A 13,822-nucleotide genomic window follows, 5' to 3' on the forward strand; every position below is an offset into this window, starting at 1 on the left:
AAAACGAATACGTACTCTAAGACTTTATTTGCACTAAATCGTAATCGGCCATACCAGGTACTATTGCCTGTAAGCGAGATTCGGTTACATCGAGTGCATTTAAACATTCGCAATACTCAGAAGCCTTAAGCTCTAATTGATGTGCCTTTTTTTGTAGCGATTTATCAATTTCTCTTGAGATAATATCCATGCGTTGCCCCATGTCGTTAATGCGATCTTCTATATTACCTTCACGCGATTTAAACGCATCGCCAAGTGATACCAAAATAGCACCTAACGATCCATGAACAGCAGAGTGAATTTGCTGGCTGATCTCTTTAGTAAAAAAATCATCTATTTGCGAAAGTGATTGAGGGGCTATAAAAAAGAAGTCATCTCCGCGCTTAAACTTATCCATTAGCGCGCGCTCTACATACTGCAATTGTGTTTTAAGTACTTCAGGTTCTTTGTCAGACATACCTTCAACTACGTGTTCAATAGCGCTTAAACCTAAGTTAACACCATCGGTAGCAAGGTTTACTAATTCGGGGACTGTGTGGCGAATACCATTACTAAACTGTTCGAGTACTTTGCTTTCGTCATCGCTTAAATCAACCCAATAACCGCGAATAAACAGTTGGTTATTGTTATTAATTTGGACACGAGTTTGGCCTTTATCTAATATGCGAATTGCATCGTCAGTAATAATTAAACCATGACGTAATTCAACATCGCATTGGGCTTGAGCAAAGACACTAGTGCTTGAGAGCGCCATGGATAACGCCAATATCGAACGAGATAGAAACGCCATAAACACCTCAAAAAGACTAAAATGGAAGGCGAGTAGGTTAACAAAAAAACAACTTTATGCAAGGGAAAATAAACCTATCAACTATCTCACAGAATAGTTGTATAGAGTGCAGCTTGAGTTTTTAGATACGGTTATGTTGGGCAAAATCAACAGTCCAACAAAGGGCTTAATATATAGCTAGAGAGGGTAGAATTGGCTCATAATAAAATAAGAACACGTGGTTTTTAAATGAAGTTTAAAAAGATACAGCTATTTATATCAATTAAGCTTAATAGCCGACTCTAAATTTACTCTGGAGTCGGCTTAAAAACTAAATATTTAGTGTGAAACCACTATTAAGCGAATTGCATCAAGTTGTAACTGTGTTTTTTCAATATACGTAGTTAGGTCGTTACGTTGCTTATCGTAGAAGGTAATTTCTTCTTGGCGAATATTCGGGTTAATTTGCTTAAGGGCAACAAGTCGCTCTTGCTCTTCACTGAGTGACGTTTGCATTTTAGCAAGTGACGCTGCGCGAATAACTTCAAGTTTTTCTTGTGCCATATTTTTAGCGGTAGTGATCATCGGGTGAACAGCGCTTTGCAGTGCACCTGCAAGTTTACTTGCTGTTTGGCGGCCAACGGCTGATAACTGCTGATTAAAGCCTTCAAATGCCACGTTTTCACCTAGGTTATTACCTGCTTTATCGAGCAATATACGAATTGGTGTAGGCGGTAAAAAGCGACCAACTTGTAATACCTTTGGTGCCATTGCTTCTGCAACAAAAATAAGCTCAACAAAAAAGGTGCCAGGCGGTAACTTTTTGTTTTTAAGTAAAGCCACCGATGCGCTACCAAAGTCGTCGTCACAAATCATATCCATGGTGCCTTGCACCATAGGGTGATCCCAGCTGATAAAGTGTACATCTTCTTGCGAAAGTGCAGTGTCGCGATCAAAGGTAACCGTCATACCATCTTCTTTAAGCGATGGGAAAGATGCATTTAACATATGTTCCGTTGGCTTTAAGATAATGGTGTTTTCGCCTTTATCTTCTTGGCTTACGCCAAATGTGTCAAACACGTTGATCATGTAGCTTGGCAATTCAAACTGGTTATCGAGCTTTTCGATATCAGTTACAAGCGAGTCGGCAGCACCTTGACCCGATGAATGTAGTTCTAGTAAACGATCTCGTCCGCTTTCCATTTTTTTACGCAGTACTGCATTTTGTTGTGCTACTTGCTCAAGTAATGGATCGAGCTCGTCTTCATCGCAGTTATGCGCAGAAATATATTCAAGTAGGTCGTCACGGAACTCTTTATAAAGCATTTGCCCCGTTGTTGATGTAGATTCGAATGCATCTAGACCTTCGTTATACCAACGTAGCAGTACTTCTTGAGCGGTGTTTTCAAAATATGGCACATGAATGTTCACATCTTGTGTTTGGCCTATACGGTCTAATCGACCAATACGTTGCTCGAGTAAATCTGGGTTCAGTGGTAAATCAAACAACACTAAGTGATGCGAAAACTGGAAGTTACGACCTTCTGAGCCAATTTCTGAACACAGTAATATTTGTGCATTATCGTACTCGTCTGCAAAAAATGCAGCAGCGCGGTCACGCTCAATAATAGACATGCCTTCGTGAAATACTGACGCTTTAATTGCTTCACGTTCACGCAGTATTTGCTCAAGGCTGATAGCTGTTTCAGCTTTAGCACATATAAGCAGTACTTTTTCGCGCTTAAGTGTTTTAAGGGTGTCGATTAACCAATCTACACGTGGATCGAATAAACCCCAGCTTGCGCTTTCGCCTTCAAATTCTTGAAATATTTTTTCAGGAAACAGAGCACGGTGTGCACTTAGCTCAGGGTTTTGAATGCCGCCCATGTTACCAAGAACCGACATAGCCGTTTTATACTGCTTTGGCAATGCCATTGGGTAGGCGTGTAATTTACGGCTTGGGTAGCCATCAATGCCGCTGCGGCTATTTCTGAATAATATACGACCTGTGCCGTGGCGATCGAGTAGCATGTTAAGTATTTCTTTACGCGCTGGTAAATCACCTTGCTGTGCTTTTTCAAGAATATCAGTAATATCAGTTTCTTTTAATAGCTCAATTAGTGTGGCTTTGGCTGCGTCGTCCAGAGCTTGCTCTTGCAGTAATTGATTTGCCGCTTGCGCTACGTCTTTATAATTTGCTTCTTCTTCTTTAAACACGTCGTAGTCGTAAAAACGATCCGGATCGAGTAATTGTAAACGCGCAAAGTGACTGCTGTGACCAAGTTGATCAGGCGTTGCTGTAAGCAAAATAAGGCCCGGAATATCTTGGCTAAGCTCTGCCATACGTTGGTACTCAGAGCTTGGCTTGCCGTTATTTATACTTAGGTGGTGGGCTTCATCTATTACTAAAAGGTCCCAATCAGCAAGCGTTGCTTGTTCAAACCAACGTTTTTTCTTGGTTAAAAACTCAAGGCTGGTAAGTACTAGTTGCTCTGTATCAAATACGTTTGGAGAATCTGCAAACGCTTCGTCGCAGCGCTCTTCATCAAAAATAGAAAAACGTAAGTTAAAGCGGCGTAGCATTTCTACTAACCATTGGTGCTGTAAGTTTTCAGGCACCACAATAAGTACGCGGCTTGCACGGCCACTAATAATTTGTTGATGTAGTATCATGCCCGCTTCAATTGTTTTACCAAGGCCTACTTCATCTGATAAAAGTACGCGTGGGGCAAAACGTTTACCCACTTCTTGGGCAATATAAAGCTGGTGCGGAATAAGATTAGCACGCTGACCAATTAAGCCTTTAATAGGCGATTGTTCACGTTCAAATTTATGTAACCACGTTTGGTAGCGAAGTGTGTAGCGATCAAAACGATCGACTTGGCCTGCAAATAAACGATCTTGTGGTTTATTAAACTTAATAAAATGATCTAAAAAGGTCTCTTTTAACTTGGCTGTTTCGCCATTATCAACACGGGTGCCGTGATAACAAAGTAACTCGCCTTGTACTTCAATAGACTCTACTTCTAATTCCCATTCTTCAACGCTTTTGATCACATCACCAGGATTAAATGCCACACGGGTAACAGGTGCTTCTGCACTAGAATAAACACGGTTTTCACCACTGGCAGGAAATAATATGCTGACCTGACGGCCTTCAATGGCAACAACGGTGCCTAATCCTAAATCTGACTCTGTATCACTGATCCAACGCTGACCTAAGGAAAAATTCATGTATGTCTCGTCTATGATGAAAAAGGCGGCTATGTTACCTGTAAGCTAACACCACTGCAAGGCGCTATTTGGCTCACTTTTAATTAATTTTGTAAGTGTTAATTATTACTATTAAAACAGCTTGTTTATGACTCTTTTTTAGGTAAATCAAAACTAATTACAGTTTGTAATAAAACGGACTTTTATGACAAATAGACTAAACTTACATTATGCCTTAGCAATTAGGTATTGCAGGTTTAAGTTTTGCCCGTTTTACTTAGTTATTTTGGTATAGCATAAAAATCATAAAACGTAAGGAAAGTGCTATGGAAAAAGCTTCGAACCTTGAAAGTAAAATGTATGTGCTAGATACCAACGTACTACTTCACGAACCACTCGCTTATTTGTCTTTTCAAGAACATGACGTTGTTATCCCAATGACGGTGCTTGAAGAGCTTGACCACATAAAAGACAGAAAACACGATGTAAGTCGTGATGCGCGCGTCGCTATTCGTGGATTAGATGAAGTACTTAAAAATGCCACGCCTGAACAAATGCTACAAGGCGTGGCGCTGCCGAGTAACAAAAAGGCAAAAGCGAGCTCTGCAGGTACTCTCATTATTGTAAATGACCATTTATTTGCCGACTCTATTTCTGGTCTGCCGGGTAACGAAAACGACCATCGTATTATTAATTGCGCCGTGTACTTACAAAAGCAGCACAGTGATTCAAAGGTTATATTGGTTACAAAAGACATAAACATGCGTTTAAAAGCCAAAGGCGCAGGGCTTAAATATGTTGAGGATTACCGCACCGACCAACTTATTGACGATATAAGCTTACTCACTAGTGGTTATAAAAAAATTGAAGGTGATTTTTGGGATCATGTAGGGGAGTGTAATACGCAGCAGCACGGACGTGATACGTTTCATCATGTGCCTAAAAACTTAGTACCTGATGTATTTTGTAATGAATATTTACTTGATGGAGGGGAGCAGTTTGCGGCGCGCGTTAAATGCTACGATGACGAGCACATAACGCTCAAAGATATTGGTGTTGAGCGTTTAATGCATCAACAAGCATGGGGCGTTAAGCCCAAAAATATTTATCAAGGGATGGCATTAGATGCACTACTCGATACAAGTATTGAACTTGTTATTTTAACAGGACCTGCAGGGTGTGGTAAAACCTTGTTAGCACTTGCCAGCGCCCTTGAAATGGTCATCGAAAAAGGCATTTACGATAAAGTAATAGTTACCCGTAATACGCCAGAAATAGCAGAGTCCATCGGCTTTTTACCAGGCACGGAGGAGGAAAAAATGGCGCCATGGCTTGCAGCTATCACTGATACGCTGGAGGTATTGCACAAAGGCGACGAAAATCCAATATCGAGTCGAAATTACATAATGGAGAAGGCTAATGTACAGTTTAAATCGGTCAACTTTATGCGTGGGCGTAGCATTCAAAATGCGGTGGTAATTTTACAACCCCGAATTGGAAAGATTTTAAAGTTTTTACCCCCTTGTTTTTATTGGCCTGTAGAAAAAGTAAAAAGAATTTCTCTAAACATGGATTTTTGTAACGACTTTAAGCATTCCCACAATAGCCAATCTTTACAGAGTATTTGTTATTTGGGATGTAAGTACAACACGCATTCTAGCAACGATGCAAACTTTTGGAGGGCTGCGTCATGAAAAGCTCTGTTGAAAACCGAAACCCTCGTGTTCTTGACACGTCTGCGTTGGTTCATGATCCAAAAAGTATCCTGTCATATCAAGATGATATTTACATCTGTCTAACAGTTCTAGAAGAATTAGATAACTTAAAAGAAAGAACTAACAAATCGGTTAGTGCTGATGCTCGTGTATGTATTCGTATGCTTGAAGATATAATAAATGGGCACAGTGCAGAAGAGATGGAAGCTGGTATTCCACTGCCTTCTACTGAAACAGCTAAACGAGGAAAACTGTTTATTGGAATTGATACCCAGCTCGATATGGCTAAAGAGTTAAAGCACGGTATTGGAAGTGACGCTGACAATAGAATAATTAACTATGCACTGTATCTTCAGAAGGACTTAGATAAAGACGTAGTAATTGTTAGCCGTGACATTAATATGCGCTTGAAAGCTCGAACCGTAGGGGTCATGGCAGAAGACGTTGCCGTAGATAATCAAATATCAGATATTGATCTTTTATACACAGGGGTACAAGCCTTTAAAGGAGATCTTTTTGATCGAATTAAATCAGACAAAGACTTCAAGGTTTCAGGAGAAGTTTATACTTTCCCAATAAGTCTATTTAATGATGAAGTTCAGCCAAACATGTATTGGTACGATGAAGCTGGACACATTGGGCGAATTTCAGAAGTAACAGATACTGAGGTATTCACAAAGTTATTGCCTCGTAAACAAGAAAAAGTATGGGGCATTTTGCCTAAAAATCAGCGTCAGGCAGTAGCTTTAAGCCAATTAACAGATCCATATTATGACTTAAATATCATCCTTGGCCCTGCTGGCTCCGGAAAAACTTTTTTAGCAGTTGCTTCGGCGCTGCATCAAGTATTGGAGTTAAAAAAGTACAAAAAAATCGTTGTGGTGCGCTCCAGAGACTTTATGGACGATGATCCGGGGTTTTTACCCGGTGACCTGACAGAGAAATCAATGCCGTTATTAGCAGGTATAACAGATGCGCTTATATCAATGCATTCAGGTGATAACAATGAAGGTAATATTAGTGCAACTGTTGAGCATGTGATCGAAAAAGCCAATATAGAATTTACTAGTATGGCTTACTTCCGAGGTCGTTCAATAGACGATGCTGTTTTAATCATTGATGAAGCTCAAAACATGACTAGAGCGCAAATTAAGGGCATGTTAAGCCGTGGTGGCAAAAATTGTCGCACAATCGTGTTGGGCAACTTAGCCCAGATTGATGATAAGTTTGTCACACCCGCATCTTCAGGTGCTAGCGCGGCTGTTAACGTGTATAGAAACTATGAAAAAGGCTCAGTATTGATATTTGATGAAGTAGAGCGTAGTAGCTTGGCTGAATTCACTGAAAAGAACATGTAGGCATCAAACTACAATTCACATTTCCTTATAATATTGCGACAATAGCCACTGCTTTTTGCAGTGGCTTTTCAGAGAAGCCCGTTCCCACGAAAACAGGACGAAATGGATTTACTCTGAACTAAAAGATTAAATATTCACAAAAACTGAGTGACATAGGTGCGTGGCCTAGCGTTGCCGTTTTTTGGTGTATTGATGTCTTTTAATAAAGAAGACCTGCTAGTAAATATAAAAAGGCAGGCAAAACGATTATCTAAATTATTAACTATTCCCCTTGGACAAGCCCAAGAAGCCCTAGCTATTTGTCTGTATGACTGTAACAGTTACAGCGATTTACTAGTAAAAATAAAAGCTGAATCCTTTGACAACCCATTGATAGCACTGTCTGCTCTCTCACCAAACTCGGAAATATTTTTAGTAAAAATATTAGCTAGCCACCTAGATAGCATCATTGGAAATTTTGAAAAAAAATTTCCCGGTTCCAATATAAATGAAGAATTAGTCATATCCCTTTTCGGACTTAGCTTTGATGAGTTCAAAGCCAAAATTTCTGACTGATTTTGTACAAATCCGTAAGTTGCCATTTAAAAATTTAGCGATATTATGAGTGAAAGGTTGTGCGGACAGCCTACGCCTACACATGTTTTTCGCCTTGAAAAACGTGAACAGTGAAGCGGAGCATCCGTAAAAATTTGGTTATTTGAACAATAAATAAAGCAATGTGTTGGTAGGCCATTGTTTATTGGAAAGTTGTTTGGAGAACTAAGTGATCTCACTTTATCAATTAAAGAATAAGCTCAATAAACAAGCAAAAGAGTTTGCTGAGTTATTAGAGTTTCCTGATCTTTACGCCCAAGGCCTGTGGGCTAGAGGTGTTTATAACTGCCCTCATTTTTCTGATACCCATAAATATCTCTCTGAAGTATTTGAAAAGAAAAAGCTGGACTCAATTCTAAAGCACGATTCCCTGAAATATTTAATGATCAACGAATACGATGATCAAGAAATTATTGAATCGCTTCATAAAGAAATTGAGTCAATGGCAAACCGTATTGAAAGCCTGATGCTGGTAGATATCGAAACATTAGAGTTAGTTTCAGTGATATACCAAGTTTTAGGGTTGCCTGAAAATGCCAAGTTTATTGTAAATACAGGTGCAGACTTCCGCTTAGAGTGGCGACCATACTTTGATGCCTTTGATGATCCGTTGATAGTTCAATATGCAGATTTAAAAGTTCATGGTTGTTATTTCAGGCTAATCGCTTGCAAGTTTCCGTTTGAAAAGCTTTCCTTGGATGACATTAGAAAATACATGTACATCAATCATGTAAACCATAATGGTGAGTTTGAAGGCTGTATTTCTGAAGGAAATACATTTTCTAAGCATGTGCACTGGCTGGTGTTGACACTTGAATTATTCAGTAGCGGCAAAGTAAATAAGGCTCAGTTCAATCCAACAACCTTCAAAATCGAAGGTATGCGCTATTTGGTATATGGCTTCCCATTGATTCCTTCCTTTGTATCTGATTGGCACAAACCTGATTTATGTCTACGAGTCAAAAATCTAGATGGCGATCAGAAGTTCATTGTTCGTATCGAACAGCAAGATCTTGTTTTTTATGCGAGGCGCGTTGATACCAACTTTTTTAACACAATCGATTATGAAAAATACATTTCGTTGTATCAATCTAGTGTTCTGTCACATTTTGATGCTGACAACAATTTGCTTAAAGTTGATGGGGTTAAATATCTAAGTTTTTTTCGTCCTTTTTCTGTAGAAGATATGAAAGGAGTTCAAGCATGAGACCTAGAGTAAAACTAACCAACGCAAAACTTATCTCAATTCAATCTGATACAGAGGAAAAAGTTGAACGGGTGCTTTACGGCACATTTGCTGACGAAAATGAAAATGGTAAAGAAGGAGATGCTTTATTCACGATAAAGGTTTTGGAAATCAATGGTCTAGAAAGTAAATGCTTTGGTGTTGACTTTTATATCTTAGATGCTGAATCTAAAGAGTTTGATGTAAATGCATTTGAGTTTAATTTAATGCATGAGTGTATGTATTCTCCTAATGAGTTATTAGAGCTGCGAGATATGCTCCCGGCTAGTTATTAGTAAGGGAATACGTTGGATAGAATATATTTAAAGGATGCCTACATAGTATCTGTTTACGACTATAAAGAATTTGAAAAAATATTTCTTGGCGAGTTTTTATCAGGGGGGGGTATTGAAGATGAAACATTCAGGTTTCGGCCATTTCAGCAAATCGTGACTTCAAAGATTGTTAGCAAATCTGCTGATGAGGATAAGTTAGAAATATACACACATAGTGGGAGTTGTTATGTGATTGATGCTGACCATAAGTTAATTGATATTTCATTTGTTGAACTGGTTGTTATGAGAGCAGGAGCTTATTCGGCAGATCGAGTTTTAGAAATGAGAGAGCAACTTAAGTCTCAAAATAAAAGCCATTGAATAGCGAAGATAAGAAGTCTGATGAGATTATTATTTGTCACTTACCTCTTTGAAAAATTTGACGATAATCAAATATTCATAAATGTTTATACAGCATCAATTGACTTAGTCAAAAATTTGCATTAGTATTAGAGATGTATATTTGTAAGAGAATTTTATGTCTAAAGCATTTTCAAAAGTCTTAGTAATGACGCTTATGCTGGTTGCCTTTGTAGGGCAAGCATTTGCGTATTCTGCTATGCCTTGCGAAATGTCATCAGGTTCTCACGAATCACACATGAACATGAACATGAACATGGATCATGGTGATATGAATAAAAGCAGTAATGGTCAATCAGAAGATTGTTGTGACGTTGAATGTATTTGTCCTGCAAATGCTTGCTCATCTACGACAGTCCTAAATTCCAGTATTGATTCGACAGATATTCAAATATTCAGTGAATCTGTAGCTGCTCTGCAATCTAAACAACCTCATTCAATTTCCACTTCCCTTTATCGTCCACCAATTTTTGCCTAATACAGGATTAGTGCGTCCAAATTTCTCGCACATGTAATTAATTTTTCTGTTAGTCAATATAGCGTCGTAGCGCTATAGATATTTTCCAGCGATGTCTGGGGGCAAAAATGATCAATAAGTATTTAAAAATAGCAGTAGTAATGCTGCTTTCACCTGCGTTTGCAAACGCCAACGAACATAACCATGCACACAATAACGACGTAACACCTTTGGAGTTAATCGTTTATAAAACCCCTACTTGTGGGTGTTGTAAAAAATGGATAACTCATATTGAAGACAAAGGGATCGTTGCGCATTCCAAAGATTTCCGAAACATCGGCAACATCAAAACTAAGTATGGTATCAAACCTAATTACCGTTCATGCCACACGGCAGTGAGTAGAAATGGATTTGCCTTTGAAGGTCATATACCTGCTAAATTTATTCAGCAGTTCTTATCAGAAGAACATCCCAATGCGATTGGGCTTTCAGTTCCAGCAATGCCAGTTGGCTCTCCCGGTATGGAAGTCGATGACCGCTTTATGCCATACAACGTGTTAATTCTATTTAAAGATGGAACGAGCAAAGTCTATGCAAAAGTTAAGACATACGAGGAGCAATTCTAATGAAATTGAACTCTTCAAACCTTACTTCACTTTCAACTGCATTAATACTCGGCTTATCTGTATTCTCAGCTCAAGCTGAGAAAGTAGTGTCGCTTGAACAAGCTATCACCTTAGCTCAGCAAAATGATCCTTGGCTTCATGGTAGCCGATTGAAACAAAGTGCAGTTGAAAATAGAAGTATTGCTTCAGGTACTTTGCCTGATCCGAAAGTATCGCTAGGGATAATGAATTTACCAACAGATACTTGGGATTTAGATCAGGAAGGAATGACTCAGCTAAAGGTTGGCGTCTCTCAAATGTTTCCGAGAGGCGACAGTCTAGAGATCAAGAAAGACCAGTTACAAATTGAGTCCACGAAATTTCCACTGTTACGAGAGGATCGTAAAGCTAAGTTGAAAAGCCAAGTGTCACAACTTTGGTTAGATGCTTACTTAGCCCAACAAACTATTAAATTGATTGAAGATGATTGGTCTCTCTTTGAGCAGATGGCGGAAGTGGCTAAAGCTAGCTATTCAAACGTTGTTGGTAAAACTAGACAGCAAGATGTTATTCGTGCTCAGTTGGAAATCGTGCAGTTAGATGACAGATTAACTTCGCAAAAGCAGAAACTAGAAACGACAATCGCTCGTCTCAATGAGTGGCTTCATATTTACGATGCGGATCGTTTGAATGAATCATTCAACTTTGACGCGCAACCATTAGAGTTTAGCGTCTCAAAAGAATTGCCTTCGATTCAATTGAATAATCCAACAGTCCTAAAAGCATCTAATTACTCAAGAAATCTATTGGCTCAGGAGCTTTCGAATCACCCAGCCATACTTGCGATTGATATAAAACGCAAAGCTTCAGAAAAAGGAATTGAGTTAGCCAAACAGCAATATGAGCCGCAATGGGGTGTTAATGCTAGTTATGCCTATCGCGACAATATGCCCTCTGGTGATAGCCGAGCTGATTTATTTTCTGTTGGGGTAACGTTTGATTTACCCTTGTTTACCGAGAACAGACAAGATAAGCAAGTTGCAGCTTCTATTGCAGATTCAGAGACTATTAAAACCGAGAAACTATTACTGACAAAGCAAATGATCAGTGTTTTAGAAAAAGAACTAAGACAGCTTAAACGCTTATCAGATAGACAATCTATCTATCAAGAACAACTCCTTAAACAAACTCATGACCAAGCAGAAGCGTCATTGACAGCCTACACAAATGATGATGGCGATTTTGCCGAAGTTGTTCGAGCAAGAATTGCCGAATTAAATACCAGAATATCAGCTTTAAGAATTGATGTTGACGCACTTAAAACAGTTGCTCGTATCAACTATTTCTTTGCGCATTCTCAATCTAACTCAAATGCTGAACATAAGTCGATGCAAACTTCACACAAAACTAATCAGCACTTATCCAGTCAGCAATTTGGAGAAAAATAATGTCAACGAATACAAAAACAATTATTGCCATCATCATTGGGGCAGCACTTGGTGCTGGAGCACTGAGTTTATATCAAGGTACTGGCTCAAACAGTAATAGTAATGAAGCAACATCAGGAGAAAAAAAGCCTCTGTATTGGGTTGCACCGATGGATTCTAATTACCGCCGGGACAAGCCCGGTAAGTCGCCTATGGGGATGGATCTAATTCCAGTGTATGAGGAAGGATCATCTGGTGATGACTTTGGCCCCGGAGCAGTAAAAATTGCGCCTCATGTAGTGAATAACCTTGGGGTTCGCACTGCACCTGTTGAACTGAAAAATATGCATACTGAAATCTCAACGGTAGGTTATGTTCAATATGATGAAGATAAGCTAATTCATATCCACCCACGGGTTGATGGCTGGATTGATAAACTTTACATCAAAGCAGCAGGTAACCCTGTAGAGAAAGGGCAGCCTCTTTATACACTATATTCTCCTCAGTTAGTTAATGCTCAGGAAGAGCTGTTAATAGCGTTAAAGCGCAACAATAGTTCTTTAATTTCAGCAGCCAAAGATCGCCTAAAAGCGTTACAGCTTTCAGCAGACTTTGTTCAAAAGCTAGAAAAGACACGAAAGGTTCAGCAAACAATTACCTTTTATTCACCACAAGCAGGTGTTGTCGATGGTTTGAAGGTTAGAGAAGGTTTTTATGTAAAGCCGGGAAACACCTTATTAAGCATTGGCCAGCTAGATCAAGTTTGGGTTGAAGCAGAAGTGTTTGAACGTGACGCAGCCTTAATTAAAAAAGGACTTCCTGTATCAATGACACTGGATTATTTACCCGGTGAGGACTGGGCTGGTGTCGTTGATTATGTTTATCCAACATTGAACAGTAAAACACGCACACTCCGAGTGAGATTGAAATTTGATAACACAGACTATCAATTAAAACCAAATATGTTTGCACAAGTCTCTATTCACGCTAATCAAGCTGATAGCACCATCCTCGTGCCTAAAGAAGCCGTTATTAGAACAGGTAAACAGGACAGAGTAGTACTTGCGTTAGGTGATGGGCAATTTAAATCTATTGAAGTGACTATTGGCCGGGTTGATATCGACAGCATCGAAATATTAGACGGCTTAAATGAAGATGACGTTGTGGTGACATCTGCCCAATTCTTGATTGATTCTGAATCAAGTAAAAGCTCTGACTTTAAACGAATGACTCATGATGAAGTGCCTAACTCTGTTTGGATGCAAGGGGATGTTAATAGTGTTATGGCAGGGCACCGCATGGTTAATATTTCACATGGCCCTGCTGAAGCTTGGGATTGGCCTGAAATGGTTATGGATTTTACTGTGGCTGAAAAAGTCGATATTGACTCATTAAAGTCAGGTCAATCTTTGCACTTTGAAGTGAGCAAAACCGAAGACGGTGGATATGAAATTACTGGAATTCATATCATGAGTGAGCCTGAAGTATCATCAGCAACAGTATCTGGTTTGATTAATGCGATTGATATTGATACACGGATTCTAAATATTAGCAGAGGCCCAATAGAGAAATGGGATAGACCTGCTGCGACGATGGATTTTATCGTCGCGGACAATATAGAAATGGTTGATTTCAATGTCGGTGATAATGTCACTTTCACTTTTGAGGTTAGAGATGACTTAGTTATCACTGACATTTCTCTTGAATCAGATGAACAACACGGCAAGGAAAATAAAGCTGCTGTTGATCATTCTAATCATTAAG

Annotated in this window: 12 protein-coding genes; 10 read left to right on the top strand and 2 right to left on the bottom strand. The window is 39.2% G+C overall.

Annotation, left to right across the window (positions count from 1 at the left end):
• Positions 1-16: 16 nt before the first annotated feature.
• Positions 17-790 (bottom strand): YggN family protein, encoded by a 774-nt coding sequence (locus ABX891_RS03955; protein WP_024595182.1) that lies wholly within the window; start codon positions 788-790, stop codon positions 17-19.
• Between the two features lie 318 nt (positions 791-1,108).
• Positions 1,109-4,003 carry an RNA polymerase-associated protein RapA gene (gene rapA / locus ABX891_RS03960; protein ID WP_354628958.1) on the bottom strand — a complete coding sequence of 965 codons (2,895 nt, stop codon included), beginning with the start codon at positions 4,001-4,003 and terminating at the stop codon, positions 1,109-1,111.
• Between the two features lie 305 nt (positions 4,004-4,308).
• Here rapA and ABX891_RS03965 point away from each other — a divergent pair, with 305 nt between their 5' ends.
• From ABX891_RS03965 to ABX891_RS04010, 10 genes are all read left to right on the top strand, one after another.
• Positions 4,309-5,676, top strand: coding sequence for a PhoH family protein (locus ABX891_RS03965; protein WP_354628959.1), 1,368 nt, complete (start codon positions 4,309-4,311; stop codon positions 5,674-5,676).
• Entirely contained in the window at positions 5,673-7,055 is a 1,383-nt protein-coding gene (locus ABX891_RS03970) for a PhoH family protein (RefSeq protein WP_008464132.1), read from the top strand. The genes ABX891_RS03965 and ABX891_RS03970 overlap by 4 nt, the downstream gene beginning before the upstream one ends.
• A gap of 192 nt (positions 7,056-7,247) precedes the next feature.
• The gene (locus tag ABX891_RS03975; protein WP_024595179.1) at positions 7,248-7,610 is read left to right on the top strand and encodes a hypothetical protein; all 363 of its coding nucleotides are present in this window, start codon (positions 7,248-7,250) and stop codon (positions 7,608-7,610) included.
• A gap of 208 nt (positions 7,611-7,818) precedes the next feature.
• Positions 7,819-8,856 (top strand): hypothetical protein, encoded by a 1,038-nt coding sequence (locus tag ABX891_RS03980; protein WP_013465892.1) that lies wholly within the window; start codon positions 7,819-7,821, stop codon positions 8,854-8,856.
• Entirely contained in the window at positions 8,853-9,170 is a 318-nt protein-coding gene (locus ABX891_RS03985; RefSeq protein ID WP_008109627.1) for a hypothetical protein, read from the top strand. The genes ABX891_RS03980 and ABX891_RS03985 overlap by 4 nt, the downstream gene beginning before the upstream one ends.
• 12 nt (positions 9,171-9,182) lie before the next feature.
• The gene (locus tag ABX891_RS03990) at positions 9,183-9,530 is read left to right on the top strand and encodes a hypothetical protein (protein WP_262976103.1); all 348 of its coding nucleotides are present in this window, start codon (positions 9,183-9,185) and stop codon (positions 9,528-9,530) included.
• A gap of 157 nt (positions 9,531-9,687) precedes the next feature.
• The gene (locus ABX891_RS03995; protein ID WP_004589251.1) at positions 9,688-10,047 is read left to right on the top strand and encodes a hypothetical protein; all 360 of its coding nucleotides are present in this window, start codon (positions 9,688-9,690) and stop codon (positions 10,045-10,047) included.
• Between the two features lie 107 nt (positions 10,048-10,154).
• Positions 10,155-10,652: a DUF411 domain-containing protein gene (locus ABX891_RS04000; RefSeq protein WP_004589252.1), complete on the top strand. Its 498-nt coding sequence runs from the start codon at positions 10,155-10,157 to the stop codon at positions 10,650-10,652.
• A complete protein-coding gene (locus ABX891_RS04005) occupies positions 10,652-12,079 on the top strand; it encodes a TolC family protein (protein WP_004589253.1) in 1,428 nt (475 codons plus the stop codon). The genes ABX891_RS04000 and ABX891_RS04005 overlap by 1 nt, the downstream gene beginning before the upstream one ends.
• Positions 12,079-13,821 (top strand): efflux RND transporter periplasmic adaptor subunit, encoded by a 1,743-nt coding sequence (locus ABX891_RS04010; RefSeq protein ID WP_004589254.1) that lies wholly within the window; start codon positions 12,079-12,081, stop codon positions 13,819-13,821. Before ABX891_RS04005 ends, ABX891_RS04010 begins: the two co-directional genes overlap by 1 nt.
• Position 13,822 lies beyond the last annotated feature (1 nt).

This window comes from Pseudoalteromonas sp. NCIMB 1079 (genome assembly GCF_040567695.1).
GTDB classification, from domain to species: domain Bacteria; phylum Pseudomonadota; class Gammaproteobacteria; order Enterobacterales; family Alteromonadaceae; genus Pseudoalteromonas; species Pseudoalteromonas distincta.

Coding starts and splice junctions, on each gene's coding strand:
- ABX891_RS03955 (WP_024595182.1), bottom strand. CDS start 790: ATGGCGTTTCTATCTCGTTCGATATTGGCGTTATCCATGGCGCTCTCA.
- ABX891_RS04000 (WP_004589252.1), top strand. CDS start 10,155: ATGATCAATAAGTATTTAAAAATAGCAGTAGTAATGCTGCTTTCACCT.
- ABX891_RS03970 (WP_008464132.1), top strand. CDS start 5,673: ATGAAAAGCTCTGTTGAAAACCGAAACCCTCGTGTTCTTGACACGTCT.
- ABX891_RS03985 (WP_008109627.1), top strand. CDS start 8,853: ATGAGACCTAGAGTAAAACTAACCAACGCAAAACTTATCTCAATTCAA.
- ABX891_RS03965 (WP_354628959.1), top strand. CDS start 4,309: ATGGAAAAAGCTTCGAACCTTGAAAGTAAAATGTATGTGCTAGATACC.
- ABX891_RS03995 (WP_004589251.1), top strand. CDS start 9,688: ATGTCTAAAGCATTTTCAAAAGTCTTAGTAATGACGCTTATGCTGGTT.
- ABX891_RS03975 (WP_024595179.1), top strand. CDS start 7,248: ATGTCTTTTAATAAAGAAGACCTGCTAGTAAATATAAAAAGGCAGGCA.
- rapA (WP_354628958.1), bottom strand. CDS start 4,003: ATGAATTTTTCCTTAGGTCAGCGTTGGATCAGTGATACAGAGTCAGAT.
- ABX891_RS04005 (WP_004589253.1), top strand. CDS start 10,652: ATGAAATTGAACTCTTCAAACCTTACTTCACTTTCAACTGCATTAATA.
- ABX891_RS04010 (WP_004589254.1), top strand. CDS start 12,079: ATGTCAACGAATACAAAAACAATTATTGCCATCATCATTGGGGCAGCA.